The organism is Verrucomicrobiota bacterium, assembly GCA_016200005.1.
Lineage (GTDB): Bacteria > Verrucomicrobiota > Verrucomicrobiia > Limisphaerales > PALSA-1396 > PALSA-1396.
On the sequence record JACQFP010000064.1, the window covers coordinates 109053 to 128404 of the forward strand.

General features: G+C 58.2%; 11 protein-coding genes and 1 pseudogene. 5 read left to right on the top strand and 7 right to left on the bottom strand.

Annotated elements, in window-relative coordinates; all coding sequences use genetic code 11:
• Window positions 1-189 precede the first annotated feature (189 nt).
• The 5 genes and pseudogenes from HY298_21820 to HY298_21840 all read right to left on the bottom strand — a co-directional run bounded on the left by HY298_21820 (window position 190) and on the right by HY298_21840 (window position 8715).
• Complete coding sequence (locus HY298_21820) at window positions 190-1020, bottom strand: endonuclease (GenBank protein ID MBI3852902.1); 831 nt, start codon at window positions 1018-1020, stop codon at window positions 190-192.
• 51 nt (window positions 1021-1071) lie between these two features.
• Window positions 1072-2415, bottom strand: a pseudogene (locus HY298_21825) (DNA methyltransferase).
• 188 nt (window positions 2416-2603) lie between these two features.
• Window positions 2604-5981, bottom strand: a complete 3378-nt coding sequence (locus tag HY298_21830; GenBank protein ID MBI3852903.1) for a hypothetical protein — start codon at window positions 5979-5981, stop codon at window positions 2604-2606.
• A 44-nt stretch (window positions 5982-6025) separates the two neighbouring features.
• On the bottom strand, window positions 6026-8344 hold the full coding sequence (locus HY298_21835; protein ID MBI3852904.1) for a hypothetical protein: 2319 nt from the start codon (window positions 8342-8344) through the stop codon (window positions 6026-6028).
• Entirely contained in the window at window positions 8287-8715 is a 429-nt protein-coding gene (locus tag HY298_21840; protein ID MBI3852905.1) for a hypothetical protein, read from the bottom strand. The genes HY298_21835 and HY298_21840 overlap by 58 nt, the downstream gene beginning before the upstream one ends.
• Window positions 8716-9073: 358 nt before the next feature.
• Here HY298_21840 and HY298_21845 point away from each other — a divergent pair, with 358 nt between their 5' ends.
• The 3 genes from HY298_21845 to HY298_21855 all read left to right on the top strand — a co-directional run bounded on the left by HY298_21845 (window position 9074) and on the right by HY298_21855 (window position 15016).
• Complete coding sequence (locus HY298_21845) at window positions 9074-10003, top strand: prolyl oligopeptidase family serine peptidase (protein MBI3852906.1); 930 nt, start codon at window positions 9074-9076, stop codon at window positions 10001-10003.
• Window positions 10004-10299: 296 nt separating this feature from the next.
• Window positions 10300-12660, top strand: coding sequence for a hypothetical protein (locus HY298_21850; protein MBI3852907.1), 2361 nt, complete (start codon window positions 10300-10302; stop codon window positions 12658-12660).
• Window positions 12661-12682: 22 nt separating this feature from the next.
• The gene (locus HY298_21855; protein MBI3852908.1) at window positions 12683-15016 is read left to right on the top strand and encodes a right-handed parallel beta-helix repeat-containing protein; all 2334 of its coding nucleotides are present in this window, start codon (window positions 12683-12685) and stop codon (window positions 15014-15016) included.
• An 84-nt stretch (window positions 15017-15100) separates the two neighbouring features.
• Here the strand turns inward: HY298_21855 and HY298_21860 are convergent, their stop codons facing one another.
• Window positions 15101-15643 carry a cob(I)yrinic acid a,c-diamide adenosyltransferase gene (locus tag HY298_21860; protein ID MBI3852909.1) on the bottom strand — a complete coding sequence of 181 codons (543 nt, stop codon included), beginning with the start codon at window positions 15641-15643 and terminating at the stop codon, window positions 15101-15103.
• Between the two features lie 192 nt (window positions 15644-15835).
• Here HY298_21860 and HY298_21865 point away from each other — a divergent pair, with 192 nt between their 5' ends.
• Entirely contained in the window at window positions 15836-16816 is a 981-nt protein-coding gene (locus HY298_21865; GenBank protein ID MBI3852910.1) for a hypothetical protein, read from the top strand.
• 179 nt (window positions 16817-16995) lie between these two features.
• Here the strand turns inward: HY298_21865 and HY298_21870 are convergent, their stop codons facing one another.
• Window positions 16996-17994 carry an N-acetylmuramoyl-L-alanine amidase gene (locus HY298_21870; GenBank protein ID MBI3852911.1) on the bottom strand — a complete coding sequence of 333 codons (999 nt, stop codon included), beginning with the start codon at window positions 17992-17994 and terminating at the stop codon, window positions 16996-16998.
• 201 nt (window positions 17995-18195) lie between these two features.
• On the opposite strand from HY298_21870, the gene HY298_21875 reads away from it, so the two are divergent.
• Window positions 18196-19335, top strand: coding sequence for a citrate synthase (locus HY298_21875; protein ID MBI3852912.1), 1140 nt, complete (start codon window positions 18196-18198; stop codon window positions 19333-19335).
• The last annotated feature ends 17 nt before the right edge of the window (window positions 19336-19352 follow it).

Genomic DNA, 19352 nt, shown 5'->3' on the forward strand with positions numbered 1-19352 from the left:
CGTCGCGCTCGTCAACCTGATTAACCGCGCGTCGAGTGCGTGTCAATGCTCTGGACTTAGCTTTTTTCGAAAGACGCCGCTGCGTTCGGCGAAAAACTGGCGGCGCAGCGACGAGGAAGTGTTTCTGGCGGAACGCGGCGGATAGCCCCCGCCTCGATCAAGCGGCGGGAAGGGAACTCAACGGCCGGATTAGGGCGTGGCTTCTGTTCTCGCGCGATAAGTTGCTAAATCCGCGTCTGTCACTTCTTTGGGAAAAACCAGCTTGTAATGCTTTTCAGAGGAAATGGTAACTCCGTTTTCGCCAGATTCGAATTCGAAAAGCGCGATAATCCCTGCATTCATGAATTGAGCGGCAATCGGCCTGCAAACCAGCAGGGGAAATTTGGTTGCGCAAACCGCGAAGTCTTGCTCGATCTGCACGATATTAAGTTTGTCCGTGCCACCTTTTGCTTGAACTGGGAAAACGTAATGCGCCCCCTTCTTATCGACCCCAATGTAGATTTCATCAGTCTCGACTTGACCCATCTCCGGGACGGTCGTGCGGAGATGATTTTGAATCGAGTAACACGTAACGCCACTGAATATATCGACCAGCCTGTTATATCGCACCTTTGCGAGCAGCGCCTGCTCATCGTTGAACGCATACTTGGCGACAATTCCCGGCGTCGAATCAGGAACTTTCGTTACCGCCAAATGTTCGTTGGGAACAATTGGAGTGTTTGCGATCAAAGCAAAACTGTATTTGCTGCGCCCGGCGGGACGGATAATCCAAATCTCCTTTTCGCCCGCAAGAGACGTAATGGATTTTGGCAACAACGCCCGGTATCGAAAGGTATAGACCAAATCGCCGAGGTTTTTGGGGAGTGTGACCTTTAGCTTTGTGGCGAACCTTTCCATCTCGTGCCGTTCAAACGGCACTTCGCGCATCCCCTTTTCATATTTCGAGAAAAAGATTTTCTCTATGATGGCAGAGTAACGGTTAATTTTCTTTGCCGGCTTTTTCAATGGTTCGTCTTTCATGCTCATAATGTTCCAGGTCGGTTCTTGAGGATAGGAACTAATTTTCATTGGTCCCGGCCAACGGAGGATGATAACCTCTTCGCGAAGCTGCTCTTTAGTAGCCGTTGCCAACCGGGTTCTAAACAAATCAATACCTACGACTTCGTATCCAAGAGATTTCGCCAAATCGGCCAAGAGCTGGCCGGTCCTGATCATTACCCGCAAATAGGACGCTTGATCACCCACGACGTACGCCAGTTGCGCACCGGGGCGGAGGACCGGCCGGAGGTCCATCAGATGGCGCATCATGCCGCCGAAATACAGTTTCGTGACGCGTGCGTAAAGTCGCTCGAAGCCGGACGTCTTGCCAAGTTCGATTCGACGCCTTTCAATTGCGTCTGCAATCCGCTGAATCTCCTCGTGATTTTCAACCAGCCGGTCGTCTGTATCACTTTTGTAAACGCTGCGCGTGTTTGACCGAACCAAACTTTGCTTCAGGCGTCGCAGATCATCCTTGCTCTTGATGAATCCTAACAGCACCGATTCGAGACGCGTCGTCCGGGTATAATCCTTTTCGTTTGGGTATGGTGGAGATGTTATTACGGCATCAATTGAACTTGGCCGTAAGAGCGATATCAGATCGCGCGCATCGGCCTGATGGATAATCGCCGGAGCTCCAGCTATTTGGTTCAGCTTCCGCAAATCATTTGCAATCTTTTTGACGTTGCGGAGCCAGGGGCCGACCACGGCAGCGTCTTGCTTAACCGTCCCAACGCCAATCTCAGGGCCAAAGTGCAAATTGCTTATGTCGTTCACCAAACTCTTCGCAAGCGCCAGATGCTCGTGCCGAGCTAATCGTTCGTCTTTATTTTCCTCCAGCGTTTCCAAGAGCACCAAAGTTTTATGGAGCGGAAGTGGGCTTATCGAATCGGTCAACAAAAGCTTCAGCAAATCGGGCGTGAGTTTCTGGAGTGTTGGAACAATCATTTCCTTCGATTTGAACAATGGGAGCGCCCCTTCGTCCTCAATTCCTTCGCTCGCATATTTGTCCAATGCGATCTTCGCAATCTGAGTTGCGTGCCTGATTAGAGCTTCTGGGTCTGTTTCCCAATCAACTTTGGTGCGGCTGGCGAATGCAGCCATTGGATTGGGTTCAATCCCAAAGCTTGGGATTCCGTGCTTTTTGCATTCCACCAAGGTGGTTCCGGTGCCGCAAAAAGGATCCAAAACAGTGTGTCTTGCGTCGAGTGAAAACCGGTCAATATAAGTTCTTACCAAATGAGCTGGAAACGATAGAACAAAGCGATACCAGTCGTGGGCAGCATGATCTTCAACCCGGAGCTTGTTGTCCTCGCGAGGGAGCGACAACACGCTGACCGGAGCGTCTCGGGTTGTAAGGTCAACTGAATTTAGCATTTGAGAATCTTTGCAACGATCTTCATCGAAGTAAACTTGAATGCTTCCATTGAAACAAGGGTGGAAGTCAGCCGCAGAATTATAAAGCGGCCTCCGTTTCCGAAGGCCGCTGTGAGTTTGCTTACGTTGTTCCCGGATTTTTAGGCCGGCGGAGTTGGCGGCGGTGGGCCGGATGGAATCCCGGCCGCTCAATCGGTCTCCACGCGCACGCCGTCGAGGTGGAAGACTTGGTCCTTCGCGCGCGTGCTGTGTTCCCCGAGCACTTCAAGCCGGAGCGTGTGCGGGCCAGCCGTCGCGAGTTCCTTGCGATAGATGCAGACGCCCCAGATGTCGTCGGCGGAATAAGTGTCCACGACTTCTAGCGCCGCGCCATCAATGCTGACGGCCACTTTGCCGCAGTTTGCGCCAAGCTTGCTGAACACGAGCACGGTCCGGCCATTGAAACTCAATTCGGCGCTGACGCCCTTTTGATTCGAGGACGAGAGCGTGTGGTTGTGCGTGAGGAGCAGATTGTTCTGGTGCTTCCATTCGCCGCCGAACTTGATCCCGCCTCCCGACGCATCGTCGAAGACTTGCGCGGGCTTTGCCGCCGGGCCTTTGGCCGCGACCCGGGCTGAGACGTTGCCCGCACCGTCCACCGTGCGAATTTCGTACCGTGCCGCCAAATCAGCGCCGGCAGAGTGGTCGAAGTAAAACGCTCCCTTGGCCACTTTGTCCAACGCTGCGCCGTTGCGAAACACCTCGTAGTACGAAACCCAATTGTCGTCCGTGCCCGCCTTCCAACCAAGTTCGACGCCAGGATAGCCCATGTTTTCACCGCTACGCTTGGAGACTCGCGAGGGTGGCGTTGGCGGTTTCGTGTCCAGCTTGCTGCCGGGATGGAGGGGCAGATTAAGGTAAATGAGTTCCCCGGCTGGCATTTTGTCGAACGAGATGCCGCGCTCCATCAGGTCGGTGCCGGTGCGCCGTTCGCTCCGATCAGATTCGTGGAACGAAACGAAGTAAGTTTGCTGCGGCAAAAGTCCTTTGGGCTTGATCGTGACCGGGCCGGGCGCGGGCCGCTTGGGGATGATGACGCCGCGCTTGCCGTCGCGACTCAACCGCTGGAAATACATCGTCGGGTCGTCGCCGGTGATCAGCGGACGGAAGACGCGCACCCAGCGGCCCACGACGCCTTGCTGATGCAGGTAGTGATAAATGTCCACCAGTTCGCGCAACCCTTCGAGCTTCGCGGCGTCCGTGGTGTCGCCGGTCATGTCGAAGTTGATGCAGAGCAACCCGCGCCAGGTGGCTTTGTTGTAGTCGTTCGGATTCCAGACGTCCGGAATGTCGCTGGTCTTGTCCGGCGGGAAGAGCAACGCGGCGTAATAATTGCGCAACGGGCCGACGGCGCCGTCGCTGAACGAGAACGCCGAGGCGTACCGCGTGTAGTCATAACCGCCGTAGTTGCCGCCGCCGTTGACGGCTTGGAAGGCGCACTTCGGATGTCGGTCGAGGAACGTGCGGATCAGGCGGCGCAAGCCTTCGTCCTGCGCGAGCATTGCGCTGTCGCCTCCCTCGCGCTTGGCGGTGAAGAAACTGTCATTGCGCCACTCGAAGTCACCCCAGCGCGCGACAAACTGGTCGTGTTGGTTCTGCATGAACGCGACCACTTCCGGCTTCGACATGTCGAGCGTCTCGCCCAGCAGCCAGTCCGGATGCTCCTGCGCGACGCGCGACTTCTTGTCCACGGTGTAAAGGAAGGCGTAAATGAGCTGGCCCATGTCGTGTTTGCGGAGGTAGGCGATGGTCGTGCGGAAGTCCGGGCCGTTCCAATCCCCGGCGCGATCCCACCAACCCCAGTCGCGGTGATAAACATCCGCGCCGACGTAGCTCATCAGATCAGCGACGCGAAACACTTTGCGAAACGTGCTGTCGTAATCCGGCCCGCCGCCGGTCCAGGCCGCGCCGGGTTGACCCCAACCCGTGCCGTTCATCCAGTAGCCCAACATGCGGATCGCCGGAAACCAGCCGTCCCTCGTGTAATCCCAGAGATAGCGATACTGCCAGTCGAGACACTCGTTGCCGGCGTTGTCGAGGTCATCATAGTAGAGGCCAACGAACGCCTTCGGGGTCGTAACGGATTCGCCTGGCGCGAGGGTTTGTTGGTGACCGGCCACTTTGAGTTGGGCCGTGACGCTGCCATTCGGATTGAGCGAGAACGACGAAGTCCAGTGTCCGAAGTAATCCCAGCCGATGAAAATGCCCTGCTTCGTGTCGTTGGCGTAAAGCGCATACCACGGAGCGTAACTCGCACTCCCCGGCCGGAAACCATAGCTCGTGTTGCTGCCCACGCCGTTCCCCGTGTTGCAAATCGAGCCAGTGACATGGACCTGGCCCGCCTTCGGGGCCGTCCACACGCGAGCGGCATCTTGTCCGACATCAGGATGCTGATCGCCGATGCCGACGAAGGGCGTGCCGGTGGCGTTGTCCTTTTCCTTTCGCCACTGCTTCGGGGTAGGATAGTAAACGAGGTCAACGAACTTGCCGTTTTCCAGATACTGATAGCGCCAGCCGTTCCTGCCTTGTTGTTCGCTGAACTCCTTGGAGGCGGTGTGCGTCTCGCCCTGTGGGATAGGCGCCACCGGTACTCTGCCGGGTTCTGGACGATATATCCCACGGGGCGAGCCATCGGCGTAGGTGATCCTCGGGTCAAAGGCCGTCGTGTCATAGCCGATGTTCCCGTGCATGTTGACGAGAAAGACGAGCTGGTCACCGGGTTGAACGTCGGCGTTGAAATCGAACGGGACGCGCACTGTGGCGTTGGCAACGTACTGCCAGTTTGTGGCGGGCCAGACTTGCCGGCCATTGAGCAAAACCTTGGCGTCAACGCCGTCGCCGGGAAATTGCTGCGCACCGATCATTTCGGCGGGGAAAGGTTCGTAGGAATCAAACGTCCGCGGCTTCACCGGATCCAACGACTCGGTCTTGAGCTTCCAGGAGCCGGGGTTGTTTTCGCCGCCGGACATCCAGGAGAAATCCGGGGACGACACCGCGCCCGGCTGGACGGTGACGTTGAGAAAACACGGGTCGTGGATGGGCAGCGGAACCGTGCCGGCGTTCTTGAACGTGACCCACTCGCGCACGATGCTCGAGCCGGGGTAAAGCAGATAACTCTTCGTGGCTTGGAGCGCCTCGCGCTGAACGGTGATGTCCAGTTGGCGCTCACCCTGGGGCAGCTTGGATTGCTTCGAGCCGAGCAGCCGCCAGCCACCAGCGGAAACATTCTGAAGCTCCGTCCTGTCGGCCAGTGGCGCAAGGAATTCCTCGGTCGCCGCGCCGCTGGCCGCCAGTTCGCGCCCGGTGGTTCGATCCGTGAAGCGCTTCAACACCAGCCGACCATCTTCGAGAGCAATGACTCGCTCCATCTGCGACGTGCGCAGCGTCCACTGATTCCCACGTTGCCGAATGTCGGCGTCGTCAGCGCAAGCCGTGGCGCCCGCCACCAGCAGCGCAAACAGGAAACTCAGCGACCGGCACAGGGACGCCCCTTTTCGAGGCCCGATGAGTTGTTTGATCTGTTGCATGTTAATGTCTTTCAGTTGGCCGGCATTTGAAACCGGTTCATCGCTCAAAATCCACTGGGCCGTGGCGGCCCGGCATACGGTTTCGCGCCCAGCACCCGTCCGCGGTTCTGCTCCACGGTGAGCAGCGCCGGATCGGTGACGCGCGGGGCTTCGATGAAACCGTGATAGCGCCCCATCCAATACGCCATCAGCCAGGCGGACGGTTGCACCACGGCGTGGCCGCCCGCGCCGCCGTCGGCTTCCATGGTCCAGTTGTCCCAGAGCATTGGCTCGCGTTCGCGCGGCGAAAACGCGCGCGTGCCGCCGGAGTAAGCCACGTAGCCGGGCGGCGTCTGCCGATCAGCCCGCTGCGAATTTTGAAACGAATAAAGCACCAGATCGAGCGGCCATTCGCGCAGGTGGGTCACGGCGGGTTCCGCTTCGCAGTCGTTCCCGGTCAACGCGCCGTAGATGAAGTTGAACCAGGTCGCTTGCTCGATGCGTTGGATTTCCCAAGTGCGCTCGAAACTGCGCCGGTAGATTGAACGCAGTTTGGGGTCCGTTTCGTATTTCAACAGACTCGGGTAGCAGAAAAACGCGAGGCGATCGAGAAACTGCAAAACGTCCCCGGGCGGAAACGTGCATTTCTGCCGCAGCGTGTATTCCGGGTAGCCGAGCTTCACCAGTTCCTGATAGCCCTGCGCGAATCGCGGCTCGCCCGTGAGCGCTTCGGCGGTTTTGATGAACGAGAGAATTTCGAGCGCGTTCAACCCGCGCGCCGCGTTGCCCTCTCCGGCGGAATTGAAATACTCCGGGTTCCAATTGCCCCAGCGGGTCGGCTTGCCATCTAGGTCAATCAACCGCCAGCCGTGTTCCATCAGATGCCCGGCCACGCGCGACAGAAAGGTTTTGGCCTGCTGAATTTCTTCGCCCTGCGCCGCCAGTTCGAGAAAAATGGCGATGGCGTAAAAGTGCGCGCAAATCTCGTCGCTCGACGTGTCACCCTTCCACTCGAACAAACCGTCCTTCGTGTCGTGCCACTCGGCGGCGGCTTCGCCGGAACCGTGTTGAGCCTGATGCCCGCGCTCGTTCTTCGCCCAGACGCCTCGGGCGGGAAAACCTTTGATCCCCGTCATCGCTTCGAGCCAGCGGATGGTGTGGAAGGTATTCGCGGCTTCGTGCCGGGCTTCGGGATCCTTCGTGACGGCGTAGCGATAGGCTTGAGCCGCGAGATAGTCGCACGAATAACCACCGTCGTTGTCGCCAGCTTCGCGCACGAATTCCTTCAGCTTCTCGTCCCATTCCAGCTTATGCACCAGCCCCAAGCGCTTCTGGCCCCATTCCTCCAGGTGTCGTTCGTAAAACGCCGCCTTCTTCAGCAACGTGTAAGGTTCGTATTCAATGACGCCCAGGCCCTGATCGGTCGCGATGAACACCGCATGGTCGGTGCTCGCGATCGCGTTCACCCGGTCGTCAGGCAACCAGCGCTGGCCGGCAAAGTAATGAAATTGACCGCCCGTGTGGCGAATCGCGCCGCGCGTCGTGCCGATCCAAAGGTCACCGCCAAAACCGCGCGCCAGACAGGTCGTGTCTTCGTAACACAAGCCCTGTGCGCCGCGCAGTTCCGTGAGCGACATGCCGCGCAGAACGCCCAGCCCGCGATCCGTGGCGATGTACAGCCGGTTGCCCAGGCTCAAAACGTCGCGCGTGTTCAACGACGGCAATTCGCCCCAGTCCCAAACCTTTTCCACCGGCCAGTTCCAAACGTTGCGCGCGCCGAATCGAGTGCCATCAAAAATGGTGAGCCGCCCCGGGCCATGCACATAAAGCGTCTCGCCGTAGGAAACGACCCGCGTGATGGCGAAAGGACCCGGCGATGAAGTCAGCGGTTCCAGCGCATCGCCTCTGACGCGCCACAAGCGAGTGCCGCCCGCCGCCACCACTTCGCCGAGATGTTCGCAAACGTCGCTCATCCCTTCGGCGGAAATCTTTTTCCACGCTCCGTTCTGAAAGCGATGCAACCCCGGACTCGTGATCGCCCACAACGCTCCGCCGGTCGTGACGAGCCGGCTGACCGGCTCGCGCAATTCGCTCACTTCGATCAGCTCGTTGCCCTTCAACAGATGAAGACCTTTCGCCGAACCGGCGTAAACGATTCCTTGGAAAACCGCCACCGAAGTCAGCGGTGCGCTCGTGGTTACTTTGCGTCCGATTTCCTGGAGATAAACGTCGTCGCGGACGGGCTGCCAGAGTCGTTGCGCGGCGGTGCCGACGGGTGCGGCGCAAGCGGTGGCGCCCGCCACCAGCAACGCAGACAGGAAACACACTACCGGACACAGGTGCGCCTCGTTTCGAGGCCCGATGGGTTGCTTGATCTGTTGCATGTTGATCTCATCCAGTTGGCCGGCAGATTCCTGATTTGAAAACTCTTCTTCGCGCCCCGCAACCGAAACGGCAGTTCACTTTGACCGATCGACCACCGCCAGCCGCACCAGCGCCGCCGACATTCAAGCGACTGCCGTTTACACTTGCACCATAAAAATAAACCAGCCTTTGTCCGGAGCACTTGAGATTGCCGGACGCTGTCGTCCAATTCCTGTTTGATTGCGCCGCTGCCGAAGGTGAGCGTGCCGGTGAGAGACTGCCAATCGCCGAGCGAGAGGCCGTAACGTTCCTGAGCGATGAACTCTTCCAAGGCAGCGCGCTCCATCACGTCGCGCGGGTCTTTCAGAAGCTTGGCAGCAGTGCAATTCACCGACGCGTATTGAGTTCCCGGCTTTCCGACCGTGGCGAGAGTGACCGGGGCGAGCGGCGGTTGCGAAGGCGGTTTGTCGCGTGCGGGCGCAATGGGCTTCCCAAGCCCGCCACGAGTGCGTGGCCCAACAAGCGACGTCCGCTTCGCGAATTCTGGTCGGCCGGCCGTGTAGGACGCTGTCAATTTTTTAAGTGACTTTTGAGCGTTGAGGAAGTTTACTTCGTCCGGTTCACGTGCCAGCCATCGAAACCAGAGGCTTTGACTGCTGCCACGGAGACAAAGCCCGGTCTTGCTCTACCCGCCAAACTGTTTGTGGTCAAAATCAGTCCCGTGAATCCGGGACATAGGAAAGGTCTGTATGAAGAATGATATGCGAAAATGGGGGTTGGTCCTGGGTCTGACCTTGCTGACGGCCCCGGCGACGCGCGCCGAAGAGCCGCTGTCTTACGAACAAAGAATTGATCAGCTTTACGGCGAAGTTCACGGCACCGGCCTGTTGATGGATGTGTTCGTCCCCAAAGGCAAGGGGAACGGGTTGGGCATTGTCGATGTCGCAAGCGGATCTTATTACTCGGATCGCGGCAAGATTCGCGATCACATGCGCGGACAGATTTACCAAATATTTTGCGCGCGCGGTTACACGGTGTTCGCCATCCGGCCCGGCTCGCGCACCCGTTACACGGTCAATGAAATGGAGCAACACCTGCGTCTGGCCATTCGTTACGTCAAGGAACACGCCGCCGAATATAAGTTCGATCCAGCCCGACTCGGCATCACAGGCGCATCGGCGGGCGGCCATCTCGCCACGCTCGCCGCCGTCACGCCCGAGGACGGTCAGGCGGACGCCAAGAATCCGTTGCAACGTCATGACACGCGCGTCAAAGCCGCCGCGGTCTTTTTTCCGCCCACGGATTTTCTCGATTGGGGCGGCAAGGCGGCCAATCTGAGTATTGTGGGGGATTTGATTTACCTCGGCGGCGTGAAGGGCCACAGCGAGGAGGAAATCAAGGAAGGCGCGAAAGCCATCTCGCCCGTTTACAAAGCGGGCGAAGCCACGCACATTCCCTTCCTGTTCATTCACGGTGACGCGGATCCCATCGTGCCGTTGCAGCAATCGCAGAAGATGGTCGAGGCCATCAAGAGCGCCGGCGGGTCGGCTGAACTCATCGTGAAGAAAGGCGGCGGCCATGCCTGGCCCACGTTGAACGAGGAAGTCAAGACGATGGCCGATTGGTTCGACGCGCATCTGGCGGAAACCAAAAAGGCAGACGCCTCGATCCAAAAATGATTCGCACCGCATTGCTCGGTTGGAATGATTCAGTTGAGACGTATGGGGAGCGCAGCCGCCCCGGCTGCGGTTCGGCGCGCCTTCGCGCCGAACGCTTCGCGCGGCGTCGACACCCAACCGTTCCGTCGCACACACGCGAATGCCTACGACGAGGGCGTCGTCGGCTACGCCCGGGGCGGGCGTGCTCCCCGATTCGAACTGAATCGAGCTGGGTTGGAACATCCGCGAAAATTGAATCCGCCTCCTCACGTCGGCGGCTACGGCCGTCAGGCTTTCTCGTGCACGCTCTTACCTCGTTGGTTTTCGGACTGGTTGTTTTCCAATCCGCCGCGCTTGACCTTAGCAAAGCGGTCATCTTCTTCCCATCCAACCTTTCCGCCACGGAACGAAAAGCCGTGACGATGTTGGTGGAGGAAGTGGAGAAGCGAACGCAGATTCGCATGGAAAGTTCCTCAAGCTGGCCGTCGTCCGCAACGACGGTTATTGCGGTCGGGCCGGCGGCGGCGCTGGATTTTTTTGGCGAGAAATACGCCAAGGAGCTTTCGCGCGATCACCGCGTCAAGGGAGCGGAAGGGTATCGGATTCGAATCAAGAAAAGCAAAGGCGCTCCCGTCGTGTTCATCATTGGCAACGATGCCCGCGGTGTGATGTTCGGTGTCGGTCATTTGCTCCGCACGTTACGCATGAGTCCGGGGAGGATTTCGTTGCCCGACGATTTCAACGTCGCGACTGCACCCAAGCAACGATTGCGCGGGCACCAACTCGGTTATCGGCCCAAGACCAATTCGTACGATGGCTGGGATGTGCCAACGTGGGAACAATACATTCGCGACCTCATCATCTTTGGCTGTAACGCCATCGAGTTGATTCCACCGCGCTCCGACGATGCCTCGACCAGCCCGCACTTTCCGTTGCCGCCGATGGAGATGATGGTGCAGATGTCGCGGTTGGCCGACGAATACGGAATGGACGTGTGGATCTGGTATCCGGCGATGGATCGCGATTACTCCAACCCCAAGACTGTCGAGTTTGCGCTCAATGAGTGGGGCGAAGTTTTCAAGAAGTTGCCCCGCATCGATGCCATTTTTGTTCCCGGTGGCGATCCGGGCCACACGCAACCAAAATATTTGATGGCGCTGTTGGAAAAACAAACCGCGTCGCTGCATCACACTCATCCCAAGGCGCAGATGTGGGTTTCACCGCAAAGCTTCAACCAGGTTTGGCTGGATGAGTTTCTTGATATTCTCAAGACCCAAAAGCCCGCCTGGCTCAGTGGCGTGGTCTATGGTCCGCAAGTCCGCGTGGGACTGCCGAAATTCCGGGCGATGATTCCGAAACAATATCCGATTCGAAATTATCCCGACATCACGCACAGTTGGCGCTGCGAATATCCCGTCCCCGATTGGGACTCCGCTTTCCCGGCCACCGAAGGCCGCGAGCCGATCAACCCCCGTCCGCTCGGCGAGGCTGCCATCTTCCGCTATGCCCAACCTTACACGATCGGATTCCTGACTTACTCCGAAGGTTGCAACGACGATGTGAACAAGGCCATCTGGAGCGCGCTCGGCTGGAATCCGAGCGCCAACGTCACGAATGTTCTGCGCGAGTTTAGTCTTTACTTCATCGGCGAACGCTACGAGGCGGACTTTGCGCAAGGCCTGCTCGCATTGGAACGAAACTGGCGCGGCGCATTGCTCACCAATGAAAATGTTTATGCGACGCTCCAACATTTTCAAGCGATGGAAAAATCCGCCCCGCCGCAACTGCAACAGAACTGGCGCTTTCAGCAGGCGCTCTACCGGGCTTATTACGACGCTTACACGCGCAGCCGGTTGATCTACGAGACCGACCTCGAAGAGAAAGCCATGAGCCGGATTTGCGATGGGAAAAAATCCGGTTTGGCGGCGACGATGTCCGAAGCGGAGGCGATGCTTGATCGCGCGGAGACCAACCGCGTTTCCGTTGAATGGCATGCGCGCGTTTTCGAACTGGCCGAAGCACTTTTCAAGAGCATCAAGATGCAACTCAGTGTCCCGCTTTACAAAGCCATCGCGGTGGAGCGCGGCGCCAATCTGGACAATATCGACGTGCCATTGAACAGCCGTGTCTGGCTGAAGCAACAGTTCGCCGAGATTCGTGAATTGCCCGACGAGGCGGCCCGGCTAAAGCGAATTGATGAGATTCTTACCTGGACTGATCCCGGCCCCGGTGGGTTTTACGACGACCTCGGTGACGTGCGGCGCCAACCGCATCTCGTCCGCGGCCCGGGTTTTGAAAAAGACCCGCGCTCCATGGAATCGTCGATGATTGATTTCGGCTACAAGAACGGCCGTCTCTCGTGGTGGAACAATGCCGGCACACTGTTTGAAACGCCGCTCAAACTCCGTTACACCGGCCTGGACCGCAACGCACAATACCAAGTCCGCGTCAACTATGCCAGTGACTCGGCCAGCAAAAAGATTCGTCTGCTGGCCAACGACAAGTTTGAAATTCACCCGTTCATGGAAAAGAGATTTCAAGGTCGTCCGCTGGAATTCGATGTTTCGCGGGAAGCCACGAAACGCGGTGAACTGACGCTGAACTGGAACCGCGAGCCGGGCCTGGGCGACAACGGACGCGGTTGCCAGGTCGCCGAAGTCTGGCTCATGAAAAAGTGATGCGACGAATCGGAGGGTCACAATGAAGAAGATGATGTCGTTCAAGCTGGCGATGACCACAACTTTCCTGGTTGGAATTCTGCCGTCAGCCCTTGCAGCTAAAACGGGTGATCCAATTCCCGGTTACACGTTTCGCGACGGCATTTACCAGCCCAATGAACCTTATCGGGAAGGCCAGCCGCGCGTCACCGGTTTGCAGCAGCCTTACCCGAAAATGAAATCGGTTGAGGAGAACCCTATCACCCCGGCGAAAGTCCAACTCGGCAAACTGCTTTACTTCGATCCCATCCTGAGCGGCGACAACACGACTTCCTGCGCGCATTGCCACCATCCCGATTTCGGTTTCTCCGATGGCCGCCACACCAGCATGGGCCTGCATGGTCAAGGGCTTGGCCCGGAGCGCAGCGGCGGCGACGTCTTGGCGCGCGGTGCGCCCGTGATCTGGAACGCCGCTTACAGCCCCCGGCAATTCTGGGATGGCCGTGGCAAAGATTTGGAGCAACAGGCCGAAGGCCCGATCCAGGACGCGCACGAGATGAACCAAAACGCCGGCGAACTGGTCCAGGAACTCCTGCGCGTCCCGGAATACGTTCGTTTGTTCCAGGAAACGTTTGGTGGCAAACCCGAGGACGCCGTCACGTTCCGTAACGTCACCAAAGCCCTCGCGTCGTTCGAGCGAACAATCCTCTCCTTCAATTCCAAATTCGACCGTTACGCCGCCGGCGACTCTTACGCGCTGAACGATTCCGAAAAACGCGGGCTGCAACTTTTTCGATCGCTGAAAACCCGCTGCTTCGAGTGCCATGCACTTCCGAATTTCTCGGACGGCAGTTTCCGCGTCATCGGCGTGCCTGATCAGGAAGGTCAGCCACACGATCTTGGACGCGCGAAGGTTCCGGGTCAGGGGCCGGAAGGCGCGTTCAAAGTTCCCACTTTGCGCAACGTCGCGCTGTCCGCGCCGTACATGCACAACGGGCATTTCGCCACCTTGGAGGACGTTATCAAATTCTACTCGAAGGGCGGCGGGCATCAGTTCCCAAATCAAACCCTGGCCATCGACGACAAGATTGGCACGTTTGAAATCACGCCGGAAGAAACCGCCGACCTCGTCGCGTTCCTCCAAGCTCTCACCGATACGTCTCTTCTCCCCGATGCACCGACCAAAGTGCCGTCGGGCCTGCCGGTGCTGGCCGTGAAATCCAAACCGACGCCTGCGCCCAAGATGGTGGTTGAGAATCGTAGCCGACGTGAGGAGGCTCAAATCGAGAAGCCAGAAGTCAGAAGTCAGAGGTCAGACTTAAATCAGAGACTCCTCACGTCGTCTCCTACAATCACCGTCAAGCCCGGCCAGTCCATTCAAGCCGCCGTCGATCGCGCAAAAAGCGGCGACCGCATCGAAGTTTTTCCCGGCGTCTATAACCAGTCCGTGATGGTTGACAAGGCCGGCATCAGTTTAATCGGCGTTCATGTGAACGGGGAGCGCCCCGTCCTCGACGGCGAAAATAAACTCGGCGATGCGGTGCAAGGTTCCGGTGACCATTTCCTCATTCAAGGCTTTCACATCCGCAACTACACCGGCAACGGCGTCGTCAATAACAAGGCCAGCCACGTTACTTACCGCGACCTTATCGTGGAGAATCCGGGCCTATACGCAGTTTATCCGGTCGAATGCTCCGGCGTGCTGGTGGAAGGCTGCGTCGTCAGTGGCGCGAAGGACGCCGGGATTTACGTCGGCCAAAGCCGCGACATCATTGTCCGCAACAACGAGGTCTTTCACAACGTCGCGGGCATCGAGATCGAGAATTCCGTCCGCGCGCTCGTCGCCAACAACAGCGCGCACCACAACACCGCCGGCATTCTCGTGTTCCTGCTGCCCAACAACCCTTCAAAAGTTGGTTCGCATACGCGCGTCGTAAACAACCGAAGCTGGGAGAACAACCACGACAACTTTGGCAAACCCGGCACGACAGTTTCATTTCTACCACCCGGGCTGGGAATGTTCATCATGGCCGCCGATCACACCGAAGTCACGCAGAACGAGATTTTCGGCAACAACTCGCAAGGCATCCAGATGATCAGTTATCTCACTTCGCAAGTTGCACCGAAGGACAAAATCCAACTCGACATCGAACCCAATTCCGACAACAACTTCATCCACGACAATCTTTACCGCGACAACGGCCGTCTTCCCGCCAAAACCTACGTGGACCAGAAAATTCCCGGTGGCGACGTCGCGTGGGACGGCACTGGCGTGGGCAACGGCTGGCAGGAAGCGCCCGGGGTCAAGACTTATCCGACAGAGTTGCCCAAGCAATCCGGCCTTGAGCGCGTGGACTTTTCCAAGCTTGAGGAGTAGCCATCGGCGCAGCCGAACCGCGGTGGAGCGGACAAGCTGAAGCTTGAACTCCAACGCAAGCCGTATTCAGTTGGAGTTCAAGCTTCAGCTTGCGCCGGCTGGATTGACCTCCACCCAGCGCGCCAACAGCCAGAGCAAATCCGCCAGCCGGTTCAAGTAAACGATGATCTGCGCGTTCTGGAGCTGGTCGGTGTCGTGCAACTCGCAGACGCGGCGTTCCGCGCGGCGACAGGCGGTGCGCGCGAGGTCGAGCGCCGCGGAGTGGACGCTCCCACCAGGTGTCGCCCAGCCTTTGTAAGTGATATTTTGGACTTCGATTTCCTGGACCAGCTTGTCCAACTTGGCCGTCAACTCCGCGGTGACGAGCGAAAAACCGTCACTCACATACCGCGGCAGGTCGTCCACCGCTGTCGCGAGTTCGCCCATGAGAATGATCAGGTCCTTTTGAATGGTGATAAGGTTCTCGCGCAACAAATCGTGCTCCGCAGTGGCGCGCGCGAGGCCGAGGGCGGTGTTCAATTCATCCACGCAACCATACGCTTCGACGCGGGGATGACATTTGGAGACGCGCCGGTTATACATCAGTCCGGTCGTGCCTTTGTCTCCAGTCTTGGTGACGATGCCCACGGCGGCATGATGAAGTCTGAGATTCAAAGTTCAAGGTTCAAAGTGGTGCGTCCTGATACGCAAACAGACCCGCGTGCGAAGTTGGAAGTCACTGCAACCATTGCCAAACGCCCCTCACCCTTTCCCTCTCCCCATCGGATGGGGAGAGGGTGGCCGCAAAGTCGGGTGAGCGGATTTTTTGAAACATTTGTTTTGCTGCGATTATCAAACATTGTCCGCGAATTTTACGCGCAACAAATCTTGTCATTGTTGTTGAGTTGCTCTTGGCTGACCGTCCAGAGTGAGGCGCAGACCAATCCTCCACCCGCCGATGTGTGGCTCTCCAACTTTGTTCAATTCCCGTCGGTCGTTGACACCAACCGGATTCGCCTGAGCGGTTTTGAAAAGTTGCGGGCAGAGGTGAACGCGGGCCGGCTGAAAGTTCTTTGGTCCCCACCACAACTCAACACGAACGTCAGCGTTGTCGCGCAGGCCAGCGAGGATGAACCCGGTCACTGGCCGGTGCGCGACTGGCATTCCTACCCCATGAGTTTGCGCGGCACAAATTGGGAAGCCAGCGTTCCCGTGTGCGATGTCGATGTACCGGTGGTTTATTTTGTCGAGATGCGGACCGCAAGTTCGAACAATGTTTCGCCGATGCGCCTTTGCCGGCCACGCGCCGCCGGTCTCGAAGAACCTTCACGCGTCTTCTGGCCGTTCCTCGAAGGGTTTGAAACAGGCACGGACGGCTGGAGTTCATTGGCGAGCGCGCCGGATTCACCCTCGTTGAAAACCGATCCGACCTCGAAGAATGGTCTCGCTGCGTTGCGGGTGTCGCTCCCGGCGGGCAAACGCTCCGTGACCGTGGCGACCACGCGCGTGCGCGGCTGGCAAATCCTACAAAACGGCGCGACCGGTCTGCGGCTCTGGTTGCGCATGCGCGAGGGAATCGGCCACGCTCGTTTCACCCTGTTCGCAAATGCCTTTGCCACAAACCAGGTCGTCTCGGTCAGTTCCATCGAGGCGAAGCTCAATAACCGATGGCAGAAGGTCGAGCTTCCGTTCACGTCGTTTCCCACGTTGCCGCTGGCCAACGTGGATTGGTTCACCATCGAATTCATCGGCACCGGGCCGCGTGATTTCTTGATCGACGACTTGCAATTGCTCGGCCCGTGGAAGATCGAACTGGAATGATACAACTTACCGCATGACTCTCGGCACAATAGCAGCCTTGGTGTTTCGCGGCGCCCCCTCACCCTTCCCTCTCCCCCTCGGAGGGGGAGAGGGTGGCCTTTAGGCCGGATGAGGGGCGGTTTGAATACTCCGAGAATCTTTCGCGGGTGGTTTGATTGCCGCGTCGGTCATCCGAGGTTTCACCCGCCGGTTTCCACCTGCTGTTTGTAAGCCATCAATCCATCAACGATGGCGCGCGCCATTTGCCGGCGATAAGTGGGATCGTAAATCTTTTTCGACTCGGAGGGATGCGACAGGTAACCGCCTTCGATGAGCACGGCCGGCATTTCCGCCTCGCGCAATACGGCGAAACGCGCGCGGCGCACGCCGCGGTCTTCCGTCGGCAGACTTCTCACCAGCGATTTGTGCAGCCGATACGCAAGGAGCATGTTCTTGTCGTTATTTCGGTTGCCCGGAGCGGGGCCGGCGCCGCCGCCTTCACCACGCGCGTTGGTGGAACTGGCGCCAGCCGGGGTTAGACAATAAACTTCGATCCCCTTGATTTCATTTCTGGAACCGTTGGCGCCGTTGAAATGAAGGCTGACAAATAAATCAGCGCCGCGGCGTCGGGCCAGGTCGGGTCGCACCGGCAGGTCAATCAACGTGTCCGTGGTGCGCGTGAGCGTGGCTTTGAGGCCGGCGCGATTCAGTTGATCGCGCACCTCCTGCGCCAAGAGGAGGGTATATTTTTTTTCCTGCTGCGAACCGTTGCGCGTTCCGGCGTCCTTGCCGCCGTGGCCGGGATCGAGACAAATCGTGCGAATTTTTGCGCCGGCACTGTTCCGCGGCGAAAACAGCACGGGCTGCAGCGTGTTTTGCAAATCTTGTTGGGCAAGGTACATCCCGCCATTCCGCGCCACGATGGGAAACGACAGATAGACGTTGACGCCGTTGATCTGCGCCAGTTTGGATTCCGCGGTAAGACCCAAGCGGGACGCTCCCTTGGTCAACTGCACAATCTCATCCCGTTTGACCCAGCGGATCTCGAAGTCGTTTCGCCGCGCCCAATCGCTCAACCGGACATATTCCTTGCCGGAGATGTGCACGTGCTCCAGTCTGCCCGGCGGACGTTGGGCACACGCCGTTGCTCCCGTCAGAAGGAGCAGCAAGCAGCACAATGATGTGACCACGGCTTTCATGAACGCGCGCAATGTACATTTCTCCGCAGGTCAATTCAAGGCAAATGCCCTGGCAAGCGCGCACCAGCCAGGACCCGGTGACTCTCCCTCGCTCACAAACAACGCGTCGAAACTGTGAAAACCGTTGACGCCCCAAAGCTCGTTACCTAGATTGGCCCTCTGTCTTTTGAGCAAACACAATCGAGAAAGCTGTGAATACCCATGACTAGTCCCGCCAACGCCAGTACCGCCGCCAAAGGTCTCGAAGGAGTCATCGCCGCCAACACTCGCCTCAGCGATGTCAAAGGCGACGTCGGTGAATTGATCTATTGCGGTTACAACATCAACGAACTCGCCGGCAAGGTGAGCTTCGAGGAAGTGGTTCACCTCCTTCACCACGGCCATCTGCCCAACCGAAAGGAGCTGGGTGAACTCAAGGCCGCACTCGCCGCCGAACGCGACCTGCCCAAGGGCATTGTTGACCTCATCAAGTCCCTGCCCAGGACGACGCCGCCGATGCACGCCATCCGCACCGCCATCTCTGCGCTGGGCTGTTTCGATCCGGAGTGCGACGATGATTCGCACGATTCCCAGAGGCACAAGGCGCGCAAGTTGATTGCGCAGATTCCCATCGTCACCGCCTACTTTCACCGGGCGCGCCAGGGCAAACCACTGTTGCCACCGGATCATTCCCTGGGCGAGGCCGCCAATTTTCTTTACCTCATCGACGGCGAAAAACCGTCCACTGAAAAACAGAGCACCATCGACATGTGCTACGTGCTGCATGCCGACCACGGCATGAATGCTTCCACATTCGCCGCGCGCGTCACCATTGCGACGTTGAGCGACATGTATTCGGCCATCACTAGCGCAATCGGCACTCTGAAAGGTCCGTTGCACGGCGGCGCCAACGAAGGCGTCATCAAAATGCTTCAGGAAATCGGCTCGCTCGACAAGGTGGATGCCTACATCGCTGACGCCCTGGCGCAGAAGAAAAAAATCATGGGCATCGGCCATCGCGTTTATAAGACGCTGGATCCGCGCGCCCCGCACCTCAAACGCATGGCGCAAATCCTGAGCGCCGAACTCGGCGAAGCCAAGTGGATCAAGATGAGCGAACGCATCGCCGAAATTATGCTCAAGGAAAAACATCTTCAGGCCAACGTCGATTTCTATTCTGCTACCGTTTATTATTCGCTCGGCATCCCGACTGATTTGTTCACGCCGATTTTTGCGATCGCCCGCACCGCCGGCTGGACGGCGCACGTGCTCGAACAACTCGCGGACAACCGCTTGATTCGGCCGCAGAGCGTCTATACCGGCCCGGTCGGATTGAAGGTTGTGCCAATTGACCAACGATAGAACCGCATTCTCGTTCG

What these genes read in the sequence shown, in the direction of transcription:
- HY298_21820 (MBI3852902.1), bottom strand. Translation starts at nt 1,020, where the DNA reads ATGAAAGACGAACCATTGAAAAAGCCGGCAAAGAAAATTAACCGTTAC.
- HY298_21830 (MBI3852903.1), bottom strand. Translation starts at nt 5,981, where the DNA reads ATGCAACAGATCAAACAACTCATCGGGCCTCGAAAAGGGGCGTCCCTG.
- HY298_21835 (MBI3852904.1), bottom strand. Translation starts at nt 8,344, where the DNA reads ATGCAACAGATCAAGCAACCCATCGGGCCTCGAAACGAGGCGCACCTG.
- HY298_21845 (MBI3852906.1), top strand. Translation starts at nt 9,074, where the DNA reads ATGAAGAATGATATGCGAAAATGGGGGTTGGTCCTGGGTCTGACCTTG.
- HY298_21855 (MBI3852908.1), top strand. Translation starts at nt 12,683, where the DNA reads ATGAAGAAGATGATGTCGTTCAAGCTGGCGATGACCACAACTTTCCTG.
- HY298_21870 (MBI3852911.1), bottom strand. Translation starts at nt 17,994, where the DNA reads ATGAAAGCCGTGGTCACATCATTGTGCTGCTTGCTGCTCCTTCTGACG.
- HY298_21875 (MBI3852912.1), top strand. Translation starts at nt 18,196, where the DNA reads ATGACTAGTCCCGCCAACGCCAGTACCGCCGCCAAAGGTCTCGAAGGA.